Genomic DNA, 20,073 nt, shown 5'->3' with positions numbered 1-20,073 from the left:
CCTCGTTCCACGTAGTTGCCCGCGAACATACCCAGGTCCGGCCGGCGGCACCGGACGAACTACCCTTCGGCCTCGATGACTGCCTAGGAGGACCCATGCGAGGCACCCACCGCGGGCGTGGCCACCTGCTGTTCGTCGCCTGCGCGCTCTCGGCCGGTCTGCTGGCCGAGACGGGGCCGGCCGCGGAGGCGGCGCCGCGCTACTGCCCCGGTGCCCCGGGCGCCGGGGATCCGTACTTCCCCGAGATGGGCAACGGCGGCTACGACGTCGGCCACTACGACATCCGGCTCACGTTCAGCCCCGAGACCAAGGCGATCGCCGCCACCACGACGATCTTCGCCACGGCCACCCAGGATCTCACCCGCTTCGACCTCGATTTCCAGGGACCCCTGACCATCAGCCGGCTTTCGGTGAACGGCCGGGACGCCGCCTTCACCCGCAGCGGGGCCCAGGAGCTGGTGATCACCCCGCCGCACGGTCTGCGCGAGGGCGGCGCGTTCGTCGTCTCGGTGACCTACGCCGGGGTTCCGCAGGAGATCGACGACCCCGCGCTGGGCCGCTCCGGCTGGGTCGCCACGCAGGACGGCGCGGTCGCGCTCAACCAGCCGATCGGCGCGGCCACCTACTACCCGGTGAACGACACCCCCGACGACAAGGCGACCTACTCGCAGACCGTCACCGTGCCGGCCGGGCTGACCGTGCTGGCCAACGGCGAACCCGGGCCCACCACCACCCGCGATCACCAGAGCACCTTCCGCTGGTCGGAGAACCGGCCGATGGCCAGTGAGCTGAGCCTGCTCGCGATCGGCCACTACGACCTCACCCGCAGCGTGACGCCCGGCGGGCTGGCGGACATCTCCGCGATCGGCCGGGCGATCGACACCGATCCGGGCCAGGGCCAGGTGTTCAACCAGACCACCGCGCAGGTCGTGCAGTGGGAATCCTCGATGTACGGGCCGTACCCGTTCGATTCGACCGGCGGCATCCTCGCCGACCTCGGCGTGGGCTACGCCCTCGAGACCCAGGGCCGGCCGGTCTACGACCAGAGCACCAGCGAGGTCGACGGCGAGCTGCTCGCGCACGAGCTCGGCCACCAGTGGTTCGGCGACAGCCTCACCCCGGAGCGCTGGTCGGACATCTGGCTCAACGAGGGCTTCGCCACCTACTCGGAGTGGCTCTACCAGGAGAAGTTCCACCACATTCCGGTCCAGCAGAGCTTCGCGAAGGCCTACGCCGACGAGAAGGACTGGAGCGGCGAGGTCGCCGACCCCGGGCGTGACCACATCTTCGACGACCTGGTCTACAACCGCGGTGCGATGGCCCTGCAGGCGCTGCGCGTGAAGATCGGCGACCGCGCCTTCTTCGCGTTGCTCGAGCAGTGGCCGGCCGCCCATCGGTACGGCACCGTCTCGACCCGGCAGTTCATCCGGTTCGTCGAGCGGCTGACCGGCCGCGACCTCGACTCGTTCTTCCGCACCTGGCTCTACCAGCCGGGTCAGCCGGCCCTCTGACCGGACCGGGGCCGAAGCCTCCACGACCGGCGGGCTCGACCGCGACGCGAAGGACCGGTGCCAGGATCGTGGACGCGTTGCGGCTCCGGGCCGGCTCTCACCGAGAGGCGTCCTCGGCCAGTGCGTCCCGGGTGTCCTCCAGGAGGGCGACGAGCCGGTCGAACCGGTCGGGGCCCAGGGCTTTCCGGGTCCGGGCCTCGGCGGCGAGCTCGCGGCGCACTCCCTCGGCCGAAGCGGTTCGGCCGGTGTCGGTGGCGTGAAGGCCGACGGTGCGGCCCGCGCCGACCCGGCGTTCGAGGAAACCCAGGCGTACCAAGCGTTCCGCGGCCTGGCTCATCGCCTGCTGGCTCTTGCCCACCCGGCGGGCGATCTCGGTGACGGTCACGCCGGGCTCGGCCACCACCGCGTCGAGCAGGTGATTGAGCGGCAGCGACAGCGCGGTGCCGTGCAGGGCGGCCTCTCCTCGCTGCTCGATCAGCGCGCTGACTTCGCGAAGACGGCCTCGGAGCAGCCCCGTGAGCGAGGCTGCCGCTGCCCCGGTTGTCGCGTCCACTCCCCGCACGGTACCCCTGGCCCCCTTCGGAGGTGCACACAACTCAAGGTAATCACAATGCCTTGTGTTCACTGGGTGCTGTGATAGCTTCGGGCGGTCGGGGGCCAACGGTGGGAAGAGGTCGCGTCGTGCAGGTGTTCTTGACCGGTGCCACCGGGTTCGTCGGCTCGTCGGTCGTGGCAGAGCTGCTCGACGCCGGTCATGAAGTGGCCGGGCTCAGCCGGTCGGACGCGGGCGCCGAAGCATTGGCCCGCGCCGGAGCGAAGGTCTGCCGTGGCGATGTGAACGACCTGGAGAAGCTGCGCGCCGCCGTCGCATCCGCCGACGGCGTCATCCACACGGCCTTCGACCACGACCTCGCCGAGCAGAAGCGGCACAGCGAGAACGACCGAAAGGTCATCACCACGCTCGGCGAGGCGCTGACCGGTACGGGGCGGCCACTCGTCATCACCTCCGGGACCGGGCTGGTCCGGTCCGCGACCGGTGAGCCGGTGCGCGAAACCGACGGCCACGCCACCTCGGCCGTGTTCGCCCGGGCCGCGTCCGAGGAGGCGGCCGAAGCGCTGATCGAGCGAGGCGCGAACGTCGTGGTCGTGCGGCTGCCGCAGGTGCACGACCCGCGCCGGGCCGGCCGTCTGCGGTGGCACATCCAGATCGCGCGGGAGCAGGGCCGGGTCGCCTACGTCGGCGAGGGCCGGAACCGGGTGCCGGCCGTCCACGTTTCCGACGCGGTCCGGCTCTTCCGGCTGGCGCTGGAACGAGGCCGGGCCGGTGCCCGCTACCACGCCGTGGCCGAGGAGGGCGTGCCGTTGCGGGAAATCGCCGAAACCATCGGCGCGGGGTTGCGGCTGCCGGTCGAGTCGATCACCCCGGAGGAGGCGCCGGGCTACTTCGGCCGGCTGGCGCAGCTCGCCGCGCTCGACCTGCCGGCCTCGGGCGCGCAGACCCGGCGGGAGCTGGGCTGGACCCCGACCGGCCCGGGTCTCCTGGCCGACCTGCGCGAGGCGGACTACGACGTGGTTCGAGCGGTCGGCCCCGAGCGCGGCTGACCGGGTCAGTTCGGGCCAGGGTCAGTTCGGGCCAGGGTCACCACACGCGGGCGCGGGTCTGCTTCACTTCGACGGCCACGTTGTCGTAGACGATGCCGAGCAGGCGGCGCAGCTCGGTCTGGTCGGCCTCGGTGAGACCGGCCGTGACCTGTTTCTCCGAGCGTCCGGCGAGCACGACCAGGCGGCCGAGCTCGGTCCTGCCGGCCTCCAGCAGGGTGACCAGCTTGACCCGCCGGTCGGCTTCGGACTCGCGGCGGGCGACGAAGCCGCGCTTCACCAGTTCGTCGAGCAGGCCCACGATGCGGCTGGCCGGGATGCCCAGCGATTCGGCCAGCTGCTGCTGCGACTGCGCTTCCCGCCCCTTCAACCCGCGCAGCACGGCGAAGTGCCGCGGGTGCAGTCCGGCCTCCGACAGCGCGGCCTCGAACGCCTGGGCGGCGGCGTGCCCCACGGACGCGATGACGAAGCCCAGCGGCTCGTCCGGCCGGTTTCCCTTGGTGGCGGGCGACTTGCGCATCTGCCGAAGGTACCAGGAAGGAGAACGATTTCAGGCAGAACTATTTCCCGCCCGGACCTTGCCTGATCGTTCTCATTGAAGTAGTTTCAGTTGTAACGAATTTCGCAGCCCACCCGAGAGGGAAACCACCATGACGACGACCACGCCCGACACCGTCGAAGCCTTCCTCGACCGCATCCGCCGGGCCTGGGACGCCGGCGACGCGGTGGCCTACGGCGAGGAGTTCACCGAGGACGCCTCCTACGTGATCTTCCTCGGCGACGCCCTGTCCGGCCGCACCGAGATCATCGGCACCCACCACGAGGTCTTCACCCGGTGGCAGCGCGGCACGCGCATGGTGGTCGAGCCGGTCCGCGTGACCCCAGTGGGCGCGGACGCGGTCGTGGTGCTCACCGTCGGCGGCATCGGCACGGGCCCCACCATCGACTACGACAAGTTCCAGACCTTCGTCCTGCGCGCCGGGGAGGCAGGGCGCTGGCAGTGCGCCGCGTTCCAGAACACCGAGATGAGCGAGCGCGCCCAGAAGACCGCCAACGCGTGACCTCGGCCGGAGCCGGCCGGACGGCGGTTCCGGGCCGCCGGCGGTTTTACCGTCTGGGTCACCCCGCGCCGCCCGGCCGGAGGCCATGCCGGCCCGCGAGTTCGCCTCACGGCTGGTCGCGGTGCTGCGTCCGGCGTCCGGGTGAAGACCTCAGCGGCCCAGGGTGAACCGCTGCGCCGCCGTCTGGTTGCAGTCGTGGATCCGCAGCCGGTCGCCCGGGGTGCCGGCGTTGTCCGGGTCGTCGAGGCAGCGGGCCGAGGACGGGTTGAGCAGTGAGCCGTCCGCCCGCGTGACCCAGGTCTGGGCCCCGGAGCCGTTGCAGTCCCACAACTGCACCGGGGTGTCGTTCGCGGTGTCGCCGTGGGCGACGTCCAGGCACTTGCCGAACGCGCGCAGCGTGCCGTCGCCGGGGGCGGACCAGCGTTGGGCGTCGCTGGTGTTGCAGCCCCACAACTGCACCGGGGCCGGGGACGACGGGTCGGCGCCGGCGACGTCCGCGCACTGGCCGCCGGGGCCGCTGATCGGGGCCGGCGGGAAGCGCCAGGACTGGGTGGGCGCGGTCGAGCAGTCGTCCAGCCGCGCCGCGCCGCCGTCCGGCACGGCCAGGCAGCGGCCGGACGCCGGGTTCACCAGGGTGCCGTTGGCCTGGAGGGCCCACGACTGCGCGCCGGTGCCGTTGCAGGTGTAGAGCTGGACGGTGGTGCCGGCGGCGGTGCCGGCGTTCGCCGCGTCCAGACACTTGCCGAGCACCCGGACCGCCCCGGCGGCCGGCGGGGTGACGAGCTGGCCCGCGGAATGGTCGCAGGGCGCCGTTTCGATCGGCTGCCCGTCCGCGGACGTCCCGCCGCGCACGGCCAGGCACCGCCCGCCCGAGCCCAGCACCTCGCCCGAGGACGGATTGCCCGCCGCGCTGCCCGTCAACGTCACGGTGTGCGCGCTGCCGACCGGCAGGCTCGCCGTGTTCACGGTGACGGTGCGGGCGTCGGAGTTGTAGGCCCACGCCGTCTCCGGCAGCCGCCCGCCGTCCACCGACACCGCGGTCGGCGCGACGGTGTTGCTCAGCCGCAGGGTGTAGGCACGGGCGGACGGAGCGCCCGGGTAGGTGCCCGCCGCGGCGCCGACGGTGAGCGTCCGGCCGGCGTCGTTCCAGCGGATCGGCGTGGTGGCCGACGGTCCGGTGCCCTCGCCGGAATCCTGGTACAGCGAGAAGTTCCCGTCGGCGCCCGCGCCGACCGAGAGGGTCAGCTGGGTCAGCGGCTGGTGCTGGTCCTGGGTGTAGTCGGTGCGGGTCGGGACGATGCCGCCGGACTTCACCAGCACCGGCATGCTGGTCAGCGGGGCGGACAGCGTGGTGGTCGACGGGCCGGTGTAGCTCGCGCCGGTGAAGTAGTCGGTCCAGGTGCCGGGCGGGATCCAGGCGCTGACCGAGCCGGCGGCCGAGGTGATCGGCGCGACCAGGACGTTGTCGCCGTACAGGTACTCCTGCGGGTGGGTGTAGGCGTCTTCCTGGGCCGGGTAGTCCAGGTAGAGCGGGTGGGTGAGCGGGACGCCGGTGGTGTTCGCCTGCCGCGCCAGGGTGTAGGTGTAGGGCACCAGCGATTCGCGCAGCCGCAGGAACTTTTCCGCGCTCGCCGCGGCGTCGCCGGTGTAGTTCCACGGCAGCCGGTCGCCGTGGTCGGAGTGCAGGCGGTCGACCGGCTGGAACGTGCCCAGCTGCACCCACCGCGCGTACAGGTCGTCGGGCAGGTGCCCGCCGTGGAAGCTGCCGATGTCGTGGCTGACGTTGACCAGCCCGGCCGCGGACTCGTCCGGGGTGAACCGCGCCTCGAAGCCGAGCATGTCCCAGCCGGCCGGGGTGTCGCCGGTGAACTGCAGGGTGTTGCGCCGCTCCGACCACGGGCCGGACGGGTACGAGCTGTGGATGCCGCCCTGCTCGGCGCCGCCGATCCGCGCGAAGGAGAAGCCGCGCAGGCCACGGGCCCGGGCGTCCTCGGCGTAGGCCTGGTTGATGAAGTTGTCCGCCGCCACGTGCGGGTCACCCGCCCGCGAAGCGCCGCAGCCCGTGCAGTAGTCCAGCCACCACTCCCGGACGCCCTGCTGCTCGAACGGCTGGTGCAGGTCCAGGTACGACTTGAGGTGCGCGGGGTTGGTCCAGTCCCAGCTGTGGTCGTTGCCGCCGCTGGAGAGCAGCCCGCCGGCCTGCGCGTTCGCGGTGGCGAACTTCGGGTCGTCACCCGCGATGGACGGGTGGATGTTCAGCGAGACCGAAAGGCCCTGCTGCTTGGTCCAGTCCAGGAACCCCTGCGGGTCCGGGAACAGCGCCGGGTTCCAGTTCCAGCCGTTCCACTGCGACGGCGACTTCCAGTCGGTGTCGACCACCAGCCAGTCGATCGGGGTGAAGCTGGACCGGAACGCCGGCAGCAGCGAGTTCCGGTAGTCGGCCGCGGTGTAGGCGTAGTAGCGGGAGAACCAGACCCCGTAGGCGGACTGGGGCAGCATCGCGGCACCGCCGCTGAGCGCGTTGAGATCGCCCAGGCCCCGCTTGTAGTCCTGTCCGTAGCCGAAGAGGTAGCCGTCCTCGTACGGCTGCCCGCCGTGCGCCGGGCGGTCGGTGATCGTCTTGTCCGGGTTCAGCAGCGGGGTGCGGGTGTCGTCGAGCAGGTACCAGCCGTCGCGGTCGAGGAGGCCCGGGTGCTCGGGGGTGGGCACGGTTTCGGGGTTGTCCAGCGAACGGTCCCAGCCGCCGAGCACGTTCTTGGGGCCGGCGCCGTAACCGGTGCTCAGCAGGGTCTCGTCCGCGCCCGGGTACGCCGCGCCCGCCGGGGTCACGGCGACGCTGTCGAGGTTGACGTTGCCGGAGGCGCCCCGGTCCTGGGCGATCCGCACGGTGTGGGTGCCCGCGCCGAGGTTGATCGCGGCCGAAGCGGTGGCCCAGGTGTCCCAGGAACCGGTGGCCGGCAGGGTGAGCGTGGGCCCGGTGACACCGTCCACAGTGGTCGCCAGGGTCCGGGTGGTGGTCTGGCCGTCGCCACCGGCCGCGTTGGCGTAGCGCACGGCCAGGCGGTAGCTGCCCGCGGCCGGGACCGCGGACACCTCCTGCGTCACGCTCGAACCGGCGGAGGTGAACCCGGCGGCGAACCCCGAGCCGGAGTAGCCCTGGTGGTCGTAGGCGGTGGAGGCGGTGCCGCCGAGCAGCCCGTTCTCCGCCTGGCAGGCCGCGCCGAACGCGCAGTACGAGGGGAACGCGGGCGCCCCCGTGACGGCGGTGCCCGCGAGCTGGACCGAGGTGTTGGCGGCGGTGAACGGGCCACTGCCCTGCCGGTACCGCAGGGTCACCCCGGCGGTGTGGATCTCGCGGAAGCCGCCGGCCACGTCGGTGGTGAACGCGGGCACCGGCAGGTTCCGGTTGAGCGCGGTGAAGCTGGACTGGTCCTGGAACCGGTCGTCCCCGGCGTACTCGAGCCGGATCAGCGTCGGGGTCAGCACCTCGAACCGCGCGTGGCCGTCGGTGACCACGTTCGACGCGGCGTGCGCGGCCGGGGTGGCGGCGAAGGACACCGAGGCCACCACCACGGCGGCGAGGATCCCGTGACCCCACGAGCGAAGGAGCGGAAAGCGTCGCGACACAGGGCACCCCACGGGATTCGGTGGCGAGCGGTCAGTAAGAATCTGGCGCTTGTCCGGTGGACACCGCATCCGCCGAACGAACGAACCCTGGGGCCCGGGCCCGGGCGATCGGCGGTATCGAGTTCGGGACCGGGCCCGGGGCACAGCCGTGGCCGCCGATCCGGCGAAGCGGCCGCACTCGCCCGCCTCGAACCCGGGACGCGTCAGGCCGCGCCGAAGTAGCGGAGCACCGCCGGATCCACCGGCGGGACCTCGACCGGGCGGCCACCCGAGCGCAGGGATTCCGTCGCCGCGACACCGGCCGCGACGGCTTCGCGGGCGGCGACCGGGGAGGTCTCGATCGCGCCGCCCTCGGCGACGAACCGCAGGAACTCCGTGACCAGCGCCGCGTCCGCACCGCCGTGGAGGCCGCCCGGTTCGGGCGGGATCGGGAGGTTCAGATCGCCCTCGGCCCGGTAGCCCGAGCGGCCCCGGTTCCACACCCGGATCAGCGCGTCGTCACCCTGGATCCCGTCGCCGAAGTTCTCCATCCGGCCCTCGTCGCCGATCACCGTGTAGTTGCGCCAGTAGTCCGGGGTGTAGTGGCACTGCTGGTAGCTGGCGAGCACCCCGTTGTCCAGCTCGGACAGCACCAGGCTCAGGTCCTCCACGTCGATCACCGGGTTCAGCCCGGTCAGCGCGGACGGCGGCCAGACCGACCGGTCGAACCAGTCGGTCATCCGCCGCCCGGCGGCGTCGGCCTCCCGGCGCGGGTTCGCGCCGTACACCGTGAGCCCGCCCAGCCCGGTGATCCGCCGGGAGAAGCCGCCGGCCAGCCAGTGCACCACGTCGAGGTCGTGCGCGCCCTTCTGCAGCAGCAGACCGGTGGTGTTGGCCCGCTCCGCGTGCCAGTCCTTGAAGTAGTAGTCGCCGCCGTGACCGACGAAGTGCCGGCACCACACGGACTTGACCCGGCCGATCACCCCCTCGTCGATCAGCGCGCGCATCCGGCGCAGCACCGGCAGGTGCCGCAGGTTGTGCCCGACGAACAGCCGGGTCCCGGTCTTCGCCGCGGCGGCCAGGATCGCGTCGCAGTCCTCGATCCCGATGGCCAGCGGCTTCTCCACGAACACCGCGACCCCGGCGGCCAGGAACTCCAGCACGGGCGCGGTGTGCGCCTGGTCCGGGGTCAGCACGAACACCGCGTCGAGTTCGTCGGCGAGCATCTCCTCGGAGGACGAGTGGACCGCGGCCCCGCCGAAGAGGCGGGCGGCGTCGGCCCGGCCGCGCGGGTCGGGGTCGGCGCACGAGACCACCCGGGCGGTTCCCGGCCGGTTCGCCAGGGTGGCCACGCCGGCGCGCTGACCCACGCCGACGACTCCGATCCGCAGTTCGGGCACGGGATTCACTCACCTTCGAAGACGACGGACCGGGTCAGGTGCGGCGGCTGGCCCGGGGCCTGGCCGGCCGCGAGGGCGAGCCGGACCGCCGGCCGCTGCACCAGGACGAGCTCGGCCGGCGGGTCGAGCCGTCCCTGGCGAAGGTACCCGCCGGTGACCCGGACCCGCTCGGGCGGCGGCCCGGGCGGCGGGGACAGTCCCCCACCGCGCGCCCCGGCCCGGCCGCCGCGATCGGGCCGGGCCGGTACTCCATGTCCGAATAGGACTCGGTCCGCCCCGCCGCGGCTTCGCGGACGCTGCTCAGCAGGTCTGGCGGAGGTAGGCCGAGCTGCCCTTCGGAGCGACCAGCTTGTCCCGCCGCACGATGCTCAGTTCGCTCCAGCGATCGCAGGCGTTGGCCAGGCCCTTGGCCGTGTACTCGAGCACGATCACCTGCCGGCCGAAACCGGCGGTGAACTCGTCGCAGTTCTTCTGCTGGCCGCACTCCTCGGCGATGGCGAAATCGAGGCCGTTCCCGGTGCGGTGCCCGGAGAACTCGGAGGTGTTCTTCTGCGCGATCGCCAGGCCCTTCGCGTGGGCGTGGGCCGAGAGCAGGCGGATGTACTGCTGGGCGTCGTCCTCGCTGATCAGGTCCTGTGAACGCGAGAAGCTGTCGAAGTTGTCCGGCTCCACGGCCTGGTAGCCCTTGGCCGCGCACTCGTCGATCCAGACCTCGACCCGTTCGGCGACGCGCTGCCGGGTGTCCTTGCGGATGTCGAGCAGGGCCTCCTCTTCCCACTCCGGGTCGTGGACCACCTCGCCGTGGTCGTCGCGCAGGAGCAGGTCGCCCCAGCCGGCTTCGGTCCTGGGCTGGGATTGGAAGGCGTTGACGTAACAGATGTTGTAGAGCCCCGGGGCGGGCGCGACGCCGTGGTCGCGGCTGACGATCTCGACCCCGGCGGGCGGTTCGTACGGGCCGCCGATCTGGTAGTCGAACCCGGCGCCGGCGGGCGGCAGGGTGACGGCCGGCGCGGCAGAGGCGGCGCAAGCCGAGGTGAGGACGGAACCGAGGACCGTGGTGACCAGCGCGGCGCAGCGGAAGAACTTCAGGCGGGTGAAGGGCACGGGGGAACTCCGAAGTGCTGGAGGGCACGACCCCGCCTCGGACGACCACGCATCCTGGCGACTCAGTCCGGGCTCGTGGCCAGGGCCACATACCGGCTGGGCGTACCTCTGACGTCGGGCGATCTTGCGACGCGTCTCACAGTAAAGCCAGCCGGAGCGAACGGGTCAAGGGCGCGATAGTGCTTGCCGCCGGGCTTTTCGGAGCAGGGAACACAGATCGGGCCACGGGCGGGGTGGCCGGTGCAGCCACCCCGCCCGTGGTGACGCCGCTCAGGGCTGGATGTTCTCCAGGTCCTCCAGCAGCCGCGGGTGCTTCGGCTCCCAGCCGAGCGCTTCGCGGGTGTGGGTGCTGGACGCGGGCTGGTCGGCCGAGAAGATCGGCCCGAGGGCGGCGTAGGTCTCCTCCGGCACCGGCTCGACCGGCAGGCCCAAGCGGCGGCCGATGACCGCGGCGATGTCCCGGACCTCGTCGCCCTCGTCGGACACGGCGTGCCAGGCGGTGCCGGGCTCGGCGCGTTCCAGGGCGAGCCGGAAGAGGACGGCCGCGTCCAGCGCGTGCACAGCCGGCCAGCGCTGGGTGCCGTCGCCCGGGTAGCCGGAGACTCCGCTGCGGCGCGCGATGTTCGTGAGCAGCCCGGCGAACCCGCCCGAACCCCGGTGGTGGACCGTGCGCGGCAGGCGCACGGCGGAGGTCCGGACCCCGCGCGAAGCCAGGTCCAGCGTCGCCGCGACGGCGCGACCGCGGCCGCCGACCGGACCGTCGGTCGTGAGCGGGTCGGCCTCGGTGGCGACCCGCCCCGGGACCAGGGGCGTGCCCGAAACCGTGACGAACGGCCGGTCGCTGCCGATCAGGGCCTCGCCGAGGGTTTCCAGGGCGACGGTCTCCTCGGCGATCGCCCGGTTCAGGGCCTCGGAGCTGCTGAAGTCGGCGTTGAAGGCCAGGTGGACCACCCCGTCGGCCGCTTCGGCCCCGGCCCGCAGGACGTCCAGGTCGCCGAGCGCCCCTCGCCGCGGCTCGGCGCCCGCCGCCTCGACCGCCTGGGCCGAGGCGTCGGAGCGGGCGAGGGCGACGACGGTGTGCCCGTTGCCGACCAGCTCGGCGACGACTGCGGAACCGACCGGACCACTGCCGCCGGTGAGGAAAACGCGCATGGGAACTCTCCCGCAAGTGATGGGACTCTTGTCCCGTCATACGCTACCAGGTGATGGGACAAGAGTCCCGTCGCGTAGGGTGGGCCCATGGGCCGATGGGAACCGGGAGCGCGCGAACGCCTCGTCGTGGCCGCCGTCGACCTGTTCACCGAGCAGGGTTACGACGCCACCACGGTCGCGCAGATCGCCGAGCGCGCCGGGGTCACCAAGAGCACGTTCTTCCGGCACTTCCCCGACAAGCGCGAGCTGCTGGTGGCCGGGCAGGAGACGTTGAGCCGCCTGCTGGCCGAGGGAATCGCCGAAGCCCCGCCCGGGGCCAGCCCGCTCGAAGCGGTCGCGGCCGGTCTCGAACGCGCCTCGACCGCGATGACCCCGGCCAGTCGCGAGATCGCCCCCCGGCTGAAGGCCGCCGTCGCCGCGAGCGCCGAGCTTCAGGCGCGCGACGCGCTGAAGAGCGTCAGCCTCGCCGCGGCCATGACCACGGCGCTGATCGCTCGCGGCGTGCCGGATCCGACCGCGGCGCTGGCGAGCGAGCTGGGGGTGCTCGCGTTCAAGCGCGGGTACAGCGCTTGGTCCGAAGGCCAGGACGAGCTCGCGGTCTGCACGCGGGCCGCTTTGGAGGAGCTGCGGGCCGCCGGCGCTTCGCTGAACTGACCGGGTTCGCGCCCCGCGCCGTGGGCGGAGAACAGCGTCGGAAGAAGCAGCCCGACGGCGGACGGAAGCGACAAGCCCGACAAGGCCGAGTCATTCCGGCCCCGCGGCCGCACCCGGGACCGCCACGACCCCGGAACCACCGCGTCCCACCGGTTCCGCCCGTCGACCGGGTCGACCCGGGCCAATGGTTTAGACCAACCGGACCCACCGCCTTGACAAGAGAGTGGTCTAGTCCAATGGTAGGGGCATCCCACCGATCCCCACCGTTGCCGCTGGAGCGATCATGCGTCTGCTGAGACCCACCGTCACCCTTCTCGCCCTGGCCGCGAGCACCTTCGCGACCGCCGGGCTCACCGCGGCCGGCCCCGCCCAGGCCGCCACCGCGTTGCCGAACCACGTCTTCGCGCCGTACTTCGAGGCCTACAACGGCGACGACCCCGCCGCGCTGGCCCAGCAGTCCGGGGCGAAGTACCTGACCATGGCCTTCGTCCAGGCCGCCACGAAGGGCTCGTGCACCGTCTACTGGGACGGGGACACCAGCACACCGATCTCGCCGTCCACCTACGGCAGCTCGATCAAGACCATCCGGGCCAACGGAGGTGACGTCATCCCGTCCTTCGGCGGGTACGCCGCCGACAACGCGGGTACCGAAATCGCCGACAGTTGCACCGACGTCGGCCAGATCGCCGCCGCCTACGAGAACATGATCACCACCTACGACGTCAGCCGGCTCGACTTCGACATCGAGGACAACTCGCTGACCGACACCGCCGGCATCGACCGGCGCAACAAAGCCATGAAGCAGGTCGAAGACTGGGCCGCGGCCAACGGCCGGACCGTCCAGTTCTCCTACACCCTGCCGACCACGACCAGCGGGCTCGCCGACAACGGCATGGCCGTGCTGCGCAACGCGGTCGGCAACGGTGCCCGGGTCGACGTCGTCAACATGATGACCTTCGACTACTACGACGGCGCGAACCACGAGATGGCCAACGACACCATCTCCTCGGCGAACGGGCTGATCAGCGAGCTGGCCGGGCTGTACCCGGGCAAGTCGCAGGCCCAGCTGTGGGCGATGGTGGGCATCACCGAGATGGTCGGCGTGGACGACTACGGCCCGGCCGAGACCTTCACCACCGCGGACGCCACGACCGTGTACAACTGGGCCGTGTCCAAGGGCATCAACACCCTGTCGTTCTGGGCCCTGCAACGCGACAACGGCGGCTGCCCCGGCAGCGCCGCGTCCGACACCTGCTCGGGGATCGCGCAGAGCACCTGGCAGTTCAGCCACGCCTTCGCGCCGTTCACCGGCGGGGGCGGCAGCACACCGGCCAACGACTTCTCGGTTTCGCTGAGCCCGGCGTCGGCTTCGGTGAACGCGGGCGCGTCGACCACTTCGAGCGTGCGCACGGCCGTCACCGCCGGCTCCGCGCAGAGCGTGAGCCTGTCGGTCACCGGCGCTCCGGCCGGCGTGACCGCCTCGGTGAGCCCGGCTTCGGTGACCGCGGGTGGCAACGCAACCCTCACCGTTTCGGCCTCCTCCTCGGCGGCTTCCGGCAGCTACCCGCTGACCGTCACCGGCATCGGCCCTTCGGGCAGCCACAGCGCGACGTACACGATCACCGTCAACGGCACCACGCCGCCCACCGGCCTGGCCAACGGCGACTTCGAATCCGGCGCTCTCACCCCGTGGACCGGCGACCCGGGTGACGCCGTGGTGGCGACCCCGGCCCACGGGGGCACCCACGCCCTGAAGGTCAACGCGACCGGCACCCAGACCGGTCAGGCCTCGCAGACCGTGACGCTGCAGCCGAACCACTCGTACACGCTGAAAGGCTGGCTGCAGGGCAACTTCGCGTACCTGTCGGTGAGCGGCGGGGCGAGCGCGAGCACGTGGACGTCCTCCAGCGGCTGGACCCAGCAGACGGTGCCCTTCACCACCGGCGCGTCCGGCACGGTGACCGTGTCGGTCCACGGCTGGTACTCCCAGGGCGCGGTGTACGCGGACGACCTGACCATCTCCTGACCTCGCGATCGACGCGGCCCCGCCGGCGGAGTTCGTCCGCCGGCGGGGCCGCGCCCGGGTCAGAGGTACCGGGCCGAGTTCTTCACCAGCTCGGTCAGCCCCGGGTTCTCCGGCTGCGGCTTGACGAACTGCGCCGTCCCGCCGATCCCGGAGTCGATCGCGGCCGTGATGATCCGGTTCCGCTCGTACGAGGAGAGGTCCCCGGCGTCGAGCAGTTCCCGGGTGACCGCGCTGACGTAGCTGACGAACTGGCTGTTCGACGCGTACTGCGACTCGTCGTCGATGGTGTCGTTGATCGTGCAGCCGTCACCGAGGTCGCGGTTCTCGACCTGGCTGTCGGCCGAGCCGAGCACCACCGTTTCGCGGACGTCGGAGTCCGGGCACAGGTCCGGGCCCGCCGGCGCCTCGGCGATGATGAACGAGCCGCCCTTCTCCGCGGCGACGTTGCCGGCCTTGTCCGAAGCCCGGTACCAGACCGAGTGCCGGCCGATGCCGGTCACCTTCACCGGCGCCGGGTACGTCGTCCACGCGCCACTGTCGAGTTTGTACTCGATCTTGTCCACTCCGGACCCGCCCTCGTTGTCCTCGGCGGTCAGGGTGACGGTCGCGTCCTCGATGTACTGCCAGTCGGCGTCGAGGTTCCCACTGACCACAATGGACGTGGACGGCGACACCGTGTCGCCGCCCGCGACGATCGTGAACGTCGAAGTGCCCTCGGCCGAGACGTTGCCCGCCTGGTCCGAGGCCCGGTAGGTCACCGTGTGCGCGCCGGCCGCGCTGACCGCGACGGGTGCGCTGTAGGCCAGCCAGGAACCTCCATCCACTTTGTACTCGACCTTGCCCACTCCGGACCCGGAATCGGTGGCGGCCAGGGTCACCGTCGCCTTGCCGACGTAGTTGCCGTCCGCGTCCTTGGTGCCCGCGACCGAAGCGGTCACGACCGGTGCGGTGGTGTCACTGCTGACCACCGTGAAGTGGGCCATGCCCTCGGCCGACTGGTTGCCCGCCTTGTCCGAGGCCCGGTAGTGGACCATCCGCATGCCCGGCGTGCTCACCGCGACCGGTGCGGTGTAGACGGTCCACGCGCCGTCGTCGAGCCGGTACTCGACCTTGTCCAGCCCGGAACCGCCCGCTTCGTCGGACGCGGTCAGCTTCACCGTGGCCGTGTCCAGGTAGTTGCCGGAGGCATCCTGGTTCCCGGTCACCTCCGCCGACACCGTCGGTGGCGTCTTGTCCCCCGGCTTCGGTTCGACCACGGTGAACGACGCCATGGCCTCGGGGGAGACGTTCCCGGCCGTGTCGGTCGCCTTGTAGTGCAGCATGTGCGAGCCGAGGGCGGTGACCACCACCGGCGCGGTGTACGCGGTCCAGGCGCCGCCGTCGAGCTGGTACTCGACCTCGGCCACCTCGGACTGGGTGTCGGTGGCGGTGAGGTTCACCGTCGCCGAGCCGACGTAGTTCCCGCCGGTGTCGCGATTTCCGGTGACGTTCGCGGTCACCGACGGCGGGGTCGTGTCCACCGGCGAGCCGCCGGTGACGACCAGCTCGCCCACCATCTTCTCGTGCCCCTGCACCACGCAGTGGAACCGGTACTTGCCCGGGGTGAGGGTGATGGTGGCCTGGTGCTCGCCGTTCTGGTCGTCGTAGGGGTTGGCGGTGATGTTCAGGTCGACGTCGTGGTTGTAGCCCGGCGTCGTCGTGTCGAAGGTCAGGGTGTGGGTCATGGTCGAGCCGAGCGCCTCGGTGTTCTTGAACAGCACCAGGGTCTCACCGGCCACGGCCGTGGCCGGGGCGCTGAGGTAGTGGTCGGTGCTGTTGCCCGCGGTCCAGGTCAGGGTCTGGACCGGGGCGGCGGCGACCGGGCGGGCCGTGGCCGGCCCGGTCAGCCCCAGCAGGGCGAGCGCCGTGGCCAGCACGGCCACCACGAGTTTTCTTGCCGACATCGCGGGAGAACCTTCCTCACAGGCAGGCGGTGCGGGCGCGCGGGATGCCGCGCGCCCGCACCGTCCGCGCTCTACAGCTGCCGCACCCGGATGTTGCGGAACTCCATCAGGTCGTTGTCGCTGTGGTTCTGCAGGCCGATGAACCCGCTGACGAACTGCCGGAAGTCGGTCGAGGGATCACCCGCCCGGGACGAGACCTGGCCGGGGGTGTTGTCGAACTCGTTGATCACCGCTCCGTCACGGATGATCGTGTAGTGCTGTCCGACGACCTTGACCTCGTACTCGCCCCAGGTGCCCTTCGGCTTCACTCCGGCCTGGTCGAGCGGGCGTGGGTCGAAGTTGTAGATCGACCCGGTCTTCTGCGGCTCACCGGTCGCCCCGTCGTAGAGCTGGACCTCGTGGCCGCAGAAGATCGCGACCCAGGCCGGCGAGGTCCGCGCCGCGCCGACGGTGCCGCAGCTTCCCGGCGGCCGTTGCTCCAGCGGCGTGCGCGGATCCGGGAACCGGACGAACACCCCGCTGTTGGCGCTGCCGGTCGGGGCCACGTCCTTGAACTGGAGCTTCACCGAGAAGTTCCCGTACTGCCGCGCCGAGTACCACAGCATGCCCAGACCGCCGGAGGGCTTCAGCGAGCCGTCCGGCTGCATCGTGAACTCCCCCGAAGGGGCCTGCGTCCAGTTGCGGAACGATTCGGCCGTGCCGTCGTAGATCGCGTCGTACCCGGTCACGCCCTTGTTCCCGATCGGTGACGCGGCGGCGGCGGCGTTGAGCTTCTCCGCCTCGGCCTCGTTCACCACGCCCCGGTCGGCCAGCCCGTCCACGGCCTGGCGGACGTGGTTGACGAAACCGGCGTGGCTGGTCCAGGTGCTCTCGTCGTCGATCAGGTCGTCGGCCGTGCAGCCCCCGCCCGCGTTGCGGTTGGGCACCGCGGTGTCGGTGTCCCCGATGGTCACCGTGGGGCTCGGGTCGGCCACGAAGCACCCGACGTCGACCGGGGTCTTCGTGGTCACCGTCTCACCGTCGGCGTAGGTGGTGGTCAGCTTGGCCGTGAACAGGCCGGTGCCCGGGTAGGTGTGCCGCGGGTCGGCCTGCGTCGACACCGCGCCGTCGCCGAACTCCCACTTGTAGGAGACCCCGCCCGACTTCGACCCGGTGAAGGCGGCCGTGAGCGGCTTGTTCTGCACCATGGTCGAGGACGCGGTCGCGGCCGGGGTCGGCCCGCCGCCGGTGTAGCTGACCTTCAGCAGCTTCTGGTTGCCGTCCAGGGTGAAGAAGCCGCTGCCGTAGTCGAGCAGGTACAGCGCCCCGTCCGGACCGAACTTGGCGTCCATCCAGGTCTGGAGCTTCTGGTCGCCGCCCCCCGAAGGCAGGATCTGGCGCAGGGTTTCGGCGAACAGCGGCGGGTCCTGCTGGGGCACCCCGGCCGGGTCGACGGTGACCGCGATCCGGTTCTGCCCGTTGCTCTCGTCGCCGATGAACCACTTGTCGTTCCAGTACGCCGGCCAGGCCGCACCGCTGGCCGGGTTGACCAGGTCGCGGTGGTAGGTCGGCCCGTCCATCACGGCCTGGCCGCCGCCCTTGAGGTAGGGCTCGGTGTAGGTCGCGTCGGCCGCGTTGTACGTCGGGACGGAGCTGTTCGGCCGGTTCGGGAACACCGGGCCGCCGCCGTCGGGCGAGTACCAGATCATGTTCTTGCTGATCGGCGGCAGGTTCACCAGGCCGGTGTTGCGGGGCGAGGTGTTGACCGGGTTGTCGCAGTCGTACCAGCCGGTCAGCTCCGCGGCGTTGGTGCTGCTGCGGTCGCGGTAGGGCTGCTTGTTGCCCATGCAGTACGGCCAGCCCTGGTTGCCGGCCCGGGAGATCACCGTGGCGGTCTCGTACTTGGCCGGGCCGAGCTCCGGGCTCGGCGAGGACGCGTCCGGGCCGACCCACGCCGCGTGCAGCAGGTTGGTCTTCCGGTCGATGTGCAGCCGGGAGATGTTCCGGACGCCCATCACGTAGATCTCCGGGCGGGTCTTGTCCGCCGGGTACTTGCCCACCGGGAACAGGTTGTCCGCCGGGATGGTGTAGGTGCCGTCGGCCTCCGGGTGGATCCGCAGGATCTTGCCGGCCAGGTTGTTGGTGTTGCCGGCGGTGCGGCGGGCGTCCTGGAACGAGATGCCCTGGTACTCCTCGGTCCAGTTGTTGCCCGAGTAGCCGTTCGAACCCTGCGACGAGTTGTTGTCACCGGAGCCGATGTAGAGGTTGCCGCCGGAGTCGAAGTCCATGCCCCCGCCGGCGTGGCAGCAGCTGTGGATCTGCACCTCCCAGGACAACAGGTCCTTGCGGGTGGACTGGTCCAGGGTCTGGTTCTTCAGGTCGTAGGTGAACCGGGAGACCGTGCGCTTGCCGACCTGCTTGACGCGGTCGATCGAGTCGTGCGGCATCCAGTACGCGTACATCCAGCCGTTCTCGCCGAACTTCGGGTCCAGCGTGAGCCCGAGCAGGCCCTCTTCGTTCTTGACCAGCTCGTCCCCGGCGCCGCGGTTGCCCATCACCTTCAACGTGGTCAGCAGCTTGGGCTTCTTGGACACCGGGTCCCACTGGTGGATCGTGCCGCAGCCGAGGCCGACGTTCGGGTCGTCCCAGCTGACCACCGGACCGGTCGGGCAGGCGGCGCGGCCGATGTAGAACACCTTGCCGTCGGGGGCGATGGTGAGCCCGTGCGGCTCGCCGATCTGGTCGAGCTGGCCGGGCTGGTTCTTCGCGGTCAGGCGCTCGACCTTGTAGTTCGCCGCGATGCCGGCCTTGCAGTCGCCGCGGACCATGCCGGTGGTCCACTTCAGCGCGCCGAGCAGGTGGCGGCGGAAGTCGGACTCGCCGTAACTGGCCTCGGTCCGGCCCATGCCGGTGTAGAAGGAGCGGCCGCCGTCGTAGTCACGGCACCAGGAGATCGGGTGGAACGCGCCGTTCGCGCCCGGGCCCGGGGTGTAGCCGGCCTCCTCGACCTGGGCCACCGTGTGCACGGTGCCCACCGGGTTGACCTCCCAGTTGGGCCAGCGGTCGGTGCGGCTCCACTTCTTCGGCAGCCCGGCGGTCGCCGGGTTCGCCTGGTCCAGCACGTCGACGGTGGCCTTGGCCGGAGCGGCCTCCGGGGGCGGCGGGGCGTTCGGGTCGGTGGCCAGGGTGAAGTCGGCGAGCTGGACCAGCGGCTCGCCGCCGTTCGCCGTGATGGTGAGCCGGTAGTGGGTGTAGGCCGTGGTGTTGGTGAAGCTGAAGGTCCGGCGCTGGCCCCGATCGGCGAACTTCTCGTTCGTCCGGGTGTCCAGGTCGGTCCAGGTGGTCCCGTCCTGGGAGCCCTGGAAGGTCCAGTTCTTCGGGTCGCGGCCCTCGTAGTCGTTGGCCGAGACCAGTTCGTAGCTGCTGATCGCGGCCGGGGCGGCCAGCCGGTAGGCCACCCAGCCGGTCGGGGTGAAGGCCAGCCACTTGGTGGACGGGTCGTTGTCGGCCAGCTTCTCCTTGGACTCCCCCGGCGGGTTCTCCGCGCTGGCGGTGATCGCCACCGGGGTCGGGCGCGCGCCCACCGGGCGGGCGCCGATCAGTCCGGAGAACCACTGCGAGCCGTCCTGCGCACGGGCCGCATCGGACAGGCCGAGGAAGCCGCCGCCGGCCTTCATGTAGTTCTGCAGCGAGGTCTCCTGGTCACGGCTGAGCGTGACCCCCTGCGCGGACAGGAAGACCACGCCGCGGTACTTGGCCAGCCCGGCCGGGCTGAACACCGCCGGGTCCGAAGCGGCGGTGACGGTGATCCCGTTGGCCTGCCCCAGGCTGGTGATCGCGTCGGTGGCGCGCAGCACCGGGTCCTTCTGGTCCGCGGCGGGGCCGTGGAAGACCAGGACGTCGATCGGGACGTTCGCCGCGGCCTGGGCCACGGGGGTGATCGCCAGCGGCAGACCGGCGGCGACCACCGCCCCGACCGCCAAGGCGGCCAACGGCCGTCGGCGCAACCAGCGTTGCGAGACGTTTCGTCTCATTCTC

14 protein-coding genes are annotated in these 20,073 nt (G+C 71.6%); 6 read left to right on the top strand and 8 right to left on the bottom strand.

Going from position 1 to position 20,073, the window contains the following annotated elements; all coding sequences use genetic code 11:
* Positions 1–95 precede the first annotated feature (95 nt).
* The gene (locus NYF13_RS34420) at positions 96–1,511 is read left to right on the top strand and encodes a M1 family metallopeptidase (protein WP_315662212.1); all 1,416 of its coding nucleotides are present in this window, start codon (positions 96–98) and stop codon (positions 1,509–1,511) included.
* Positions 1,512–1,608: 97 nt separating this feature from the next.
* Here the strand turns inward: NYF13_RS34420 and NYF13_RS34415 are convergent, their stop codons facing one another.
* A complete protein-coding gene (locus tag NYF13_RS34415) occupies positions 1,609–2,064 on the bottom strand; it encodes a MarR family transcriptional regulator (protein ID WP_315662211.1) in 456 nt (151 codons plus the stop codon).
* Positions 2,065–2,192: 128 nt separating this feature from the next.
* Here NYF13_RS34415 and NYF13_RS34410 point away from each other — a divergent pair, with 128 nt between their 5' ends.
* Positions 2,193–3,113 carry an SDR family oxidoreductase gene (locus NYF13_RS34410; RefSeq protein ID WP_315662210.1) on the top strand — a complete coding sequence of 307 codons (921 nt, stop codon included), beginning with the start codon at positions 2,193–2,195 and terminating at the stop codon, positions 3,111–3,113.
* 37 nt (positions 3,114–3,150) lie between these two features.
* Here the strand turns inward: NYF13_RS34410 and NYF13_RS34405 are convergent, their stop codons facing one another.
* Complete coding sequence (locus NYF13_RS34405; RefSeq protein WP_315662209.1) at positions 3,151–3,630, bottom strand: MarR family transcriptional regulator; 480 nt, start codon at positions 3,628–3,630, stop codon at positions 3,151–3,153.
* 130 nt (positions 3,631–3,760) lie between these two features.
* Here NYF13_RS34405 and NYF13_RS34400 point away from each other — a divergent pair, with 130 nt between their 5' ends.
* Complete coding sequence (locus NYF13_RS34400; RefSeq protein ID WP_315662208.1) at positions 3,761–4,171, top strand: SgcJ/EcaC family oxidoreductase; 411 nt, start codon at positions 3,761–3,763, stop codon at positions 4,169–4,171.
* Between the two features lie 150 nt (positions 4,172–4,321).
* Here NYF13_RS34400 and NYF13_RS34395 read toward each other — a convergent pair whose 3' ends face one another.
* Both NYF13_RS34395 and NYF13_RS34390 read right to left on the bottom strand, forming a co-directional pair.
* Positions 4,322–7,744, bottom strand: coding sequence for a ricin-type beta-trefoil lectin domain protein (locus tag NYF13_RS34395; RefSeq protein WP_315662207.1), 3,423 nt, complete (start codon positions 7,742–7,744; stop codon positions 4,322–4,324).
* Positions 7,745–8,001: 257 nt separating this feature from the next.
* On the bottom strand, positions 8,002–9,177 hold the full coding sequence (locus NYF13_RS34390) for a Gfo/Idh/MocA family oxidoreductase (protein WP_315662206.1): 1,176 nt from the start codon (positions 9,175–9,177) through the stop codon (positions 8,002–8,004).
* A 38-nt stretch (positions 9,178–9,215) separates the two neighbouring features.
* On the opposite strand from NYF13_RS34390, the gene NYF13_RS34385 reads away from it, so the two are divergent.
* On the top strand, positions 9,216–9,440 hold the full coding sequence (locus NYF13_RS34385) for a hypothetical protein (RefSeq protein WP_315662204.1): 225 nt from the start codon (positions 9,216–9,218) through the stop codon (positions 9,438–9,440).
* Between the two features lie 37 nt (positions 9,441–9,477).
* Here NYF13_RS34385 and NYF13_RS34380 read toward each other — a convergent pair whose 3' ends face one another.
* Together NYF13_RS34380 and NYF13_RS34375 are read right to left on the bottom strand one after the other, a co-directional pair.
* Positions 9,478–10,281 carry an endo alpha-1,4 polygalactosaminidase gene (locus tag NYF13_RS34380; RefSeq protein WP_315662203.1) on the bottom strand — a complete coding sequence of 268 codons (804 nt, stop codon included), beginning with the start codon at positions 10,279–10,281 and terminating at the stop codon, positions 9,478–9,480.
* A gap of 270 nt (positions 10,282–10,551) precedes the next feature.
* Positions 10,552–11,433, bottom strand: a complete 882-nt coding sequence (locus tag NYF13_RS34375) for an SDR family oxidoreductase (protein WP_315662202.1) — start codon at positions 11,431–11,433, stop codon at positions 10,552–10,554.
* Between the two features lie 87 nt (positions 11,434–11,520).
* On the opposite strand from NYF13_RS34375, the gene NYF13_RS34370 reads away from it, so the two are divergent.
* Both NYF13_RS34370 and NYF13_RS34365 read left to right on the top strand, forming a co-directional pair.
* Positions 11,521–12,087, top strand: coding sequence for a TetR/AcrR family transcriptional regulator (locus NYF13_RS34370; RefSeq protein WP_315662200.1), 567 nt, complete (start codon positions 11,521–11,523; stop codon positions 12,085–12,087).
* Positions 12,088–12,370: 283 nt separating this feature from the next.
* Positions 12,371–14,113 carry a glycosyl hydrolase family 18 protein gene (locus NYF13_RS34365; RefSeq protein ID WP_315662198.1) on the top strand — a complete coding sequence of 581 codons (1,743 nt, stop codon included), beginning with the start codon at positions 12,371–12,373 and terminating at the stop codon, positions 14,111–14,113.
* Positions 14,114–14,172: 59 nt separating this feature from the next.
* Here the strand turns inward: NYF13_RS34365 and NYF13_RS34360 are convergent, their stop codons facing one another.
* Positions 14,173–16,056: an OmpL47-type beta-barrel domain-containing protein gene (locus NYF13_RS34360; RefSeq protein ID WP_315662197.1), complete on the bottom strand. Its 1,884-nt coding sequence runs from the start codon at positions 16,054–16,056 to the stop codon at positions 14,173–14,175.
* A 71-nt stretch (positions 16,057–16,127) separates the two neighbouring features.
* On the bottom strand, positions 16,128–20,069 hold the full coding sequence (locus NYF13_RS34355; RefSeq protein WP_315662195.1) for a ThuA domain-containing protein: 3,942 nt from the start codon (positions 20,067–20,069) through the stop codon (positions 16,128–16,130).
* Positions 20,070–20,073: the final 4 nt, after the last annotated feature.

Source organism: Amycolatopsis sp. PS_44_ISF1 (assembly GCF_032335455.1).
GTDB lineage: Bacteria > Actinomycetota > Actinomycetes > Mycobacteriales > Pseudonocardiaceae > Amycolatopsis.
This window is presented reverse-complemented; position numbering and strand designations above follow the sequence as displayed.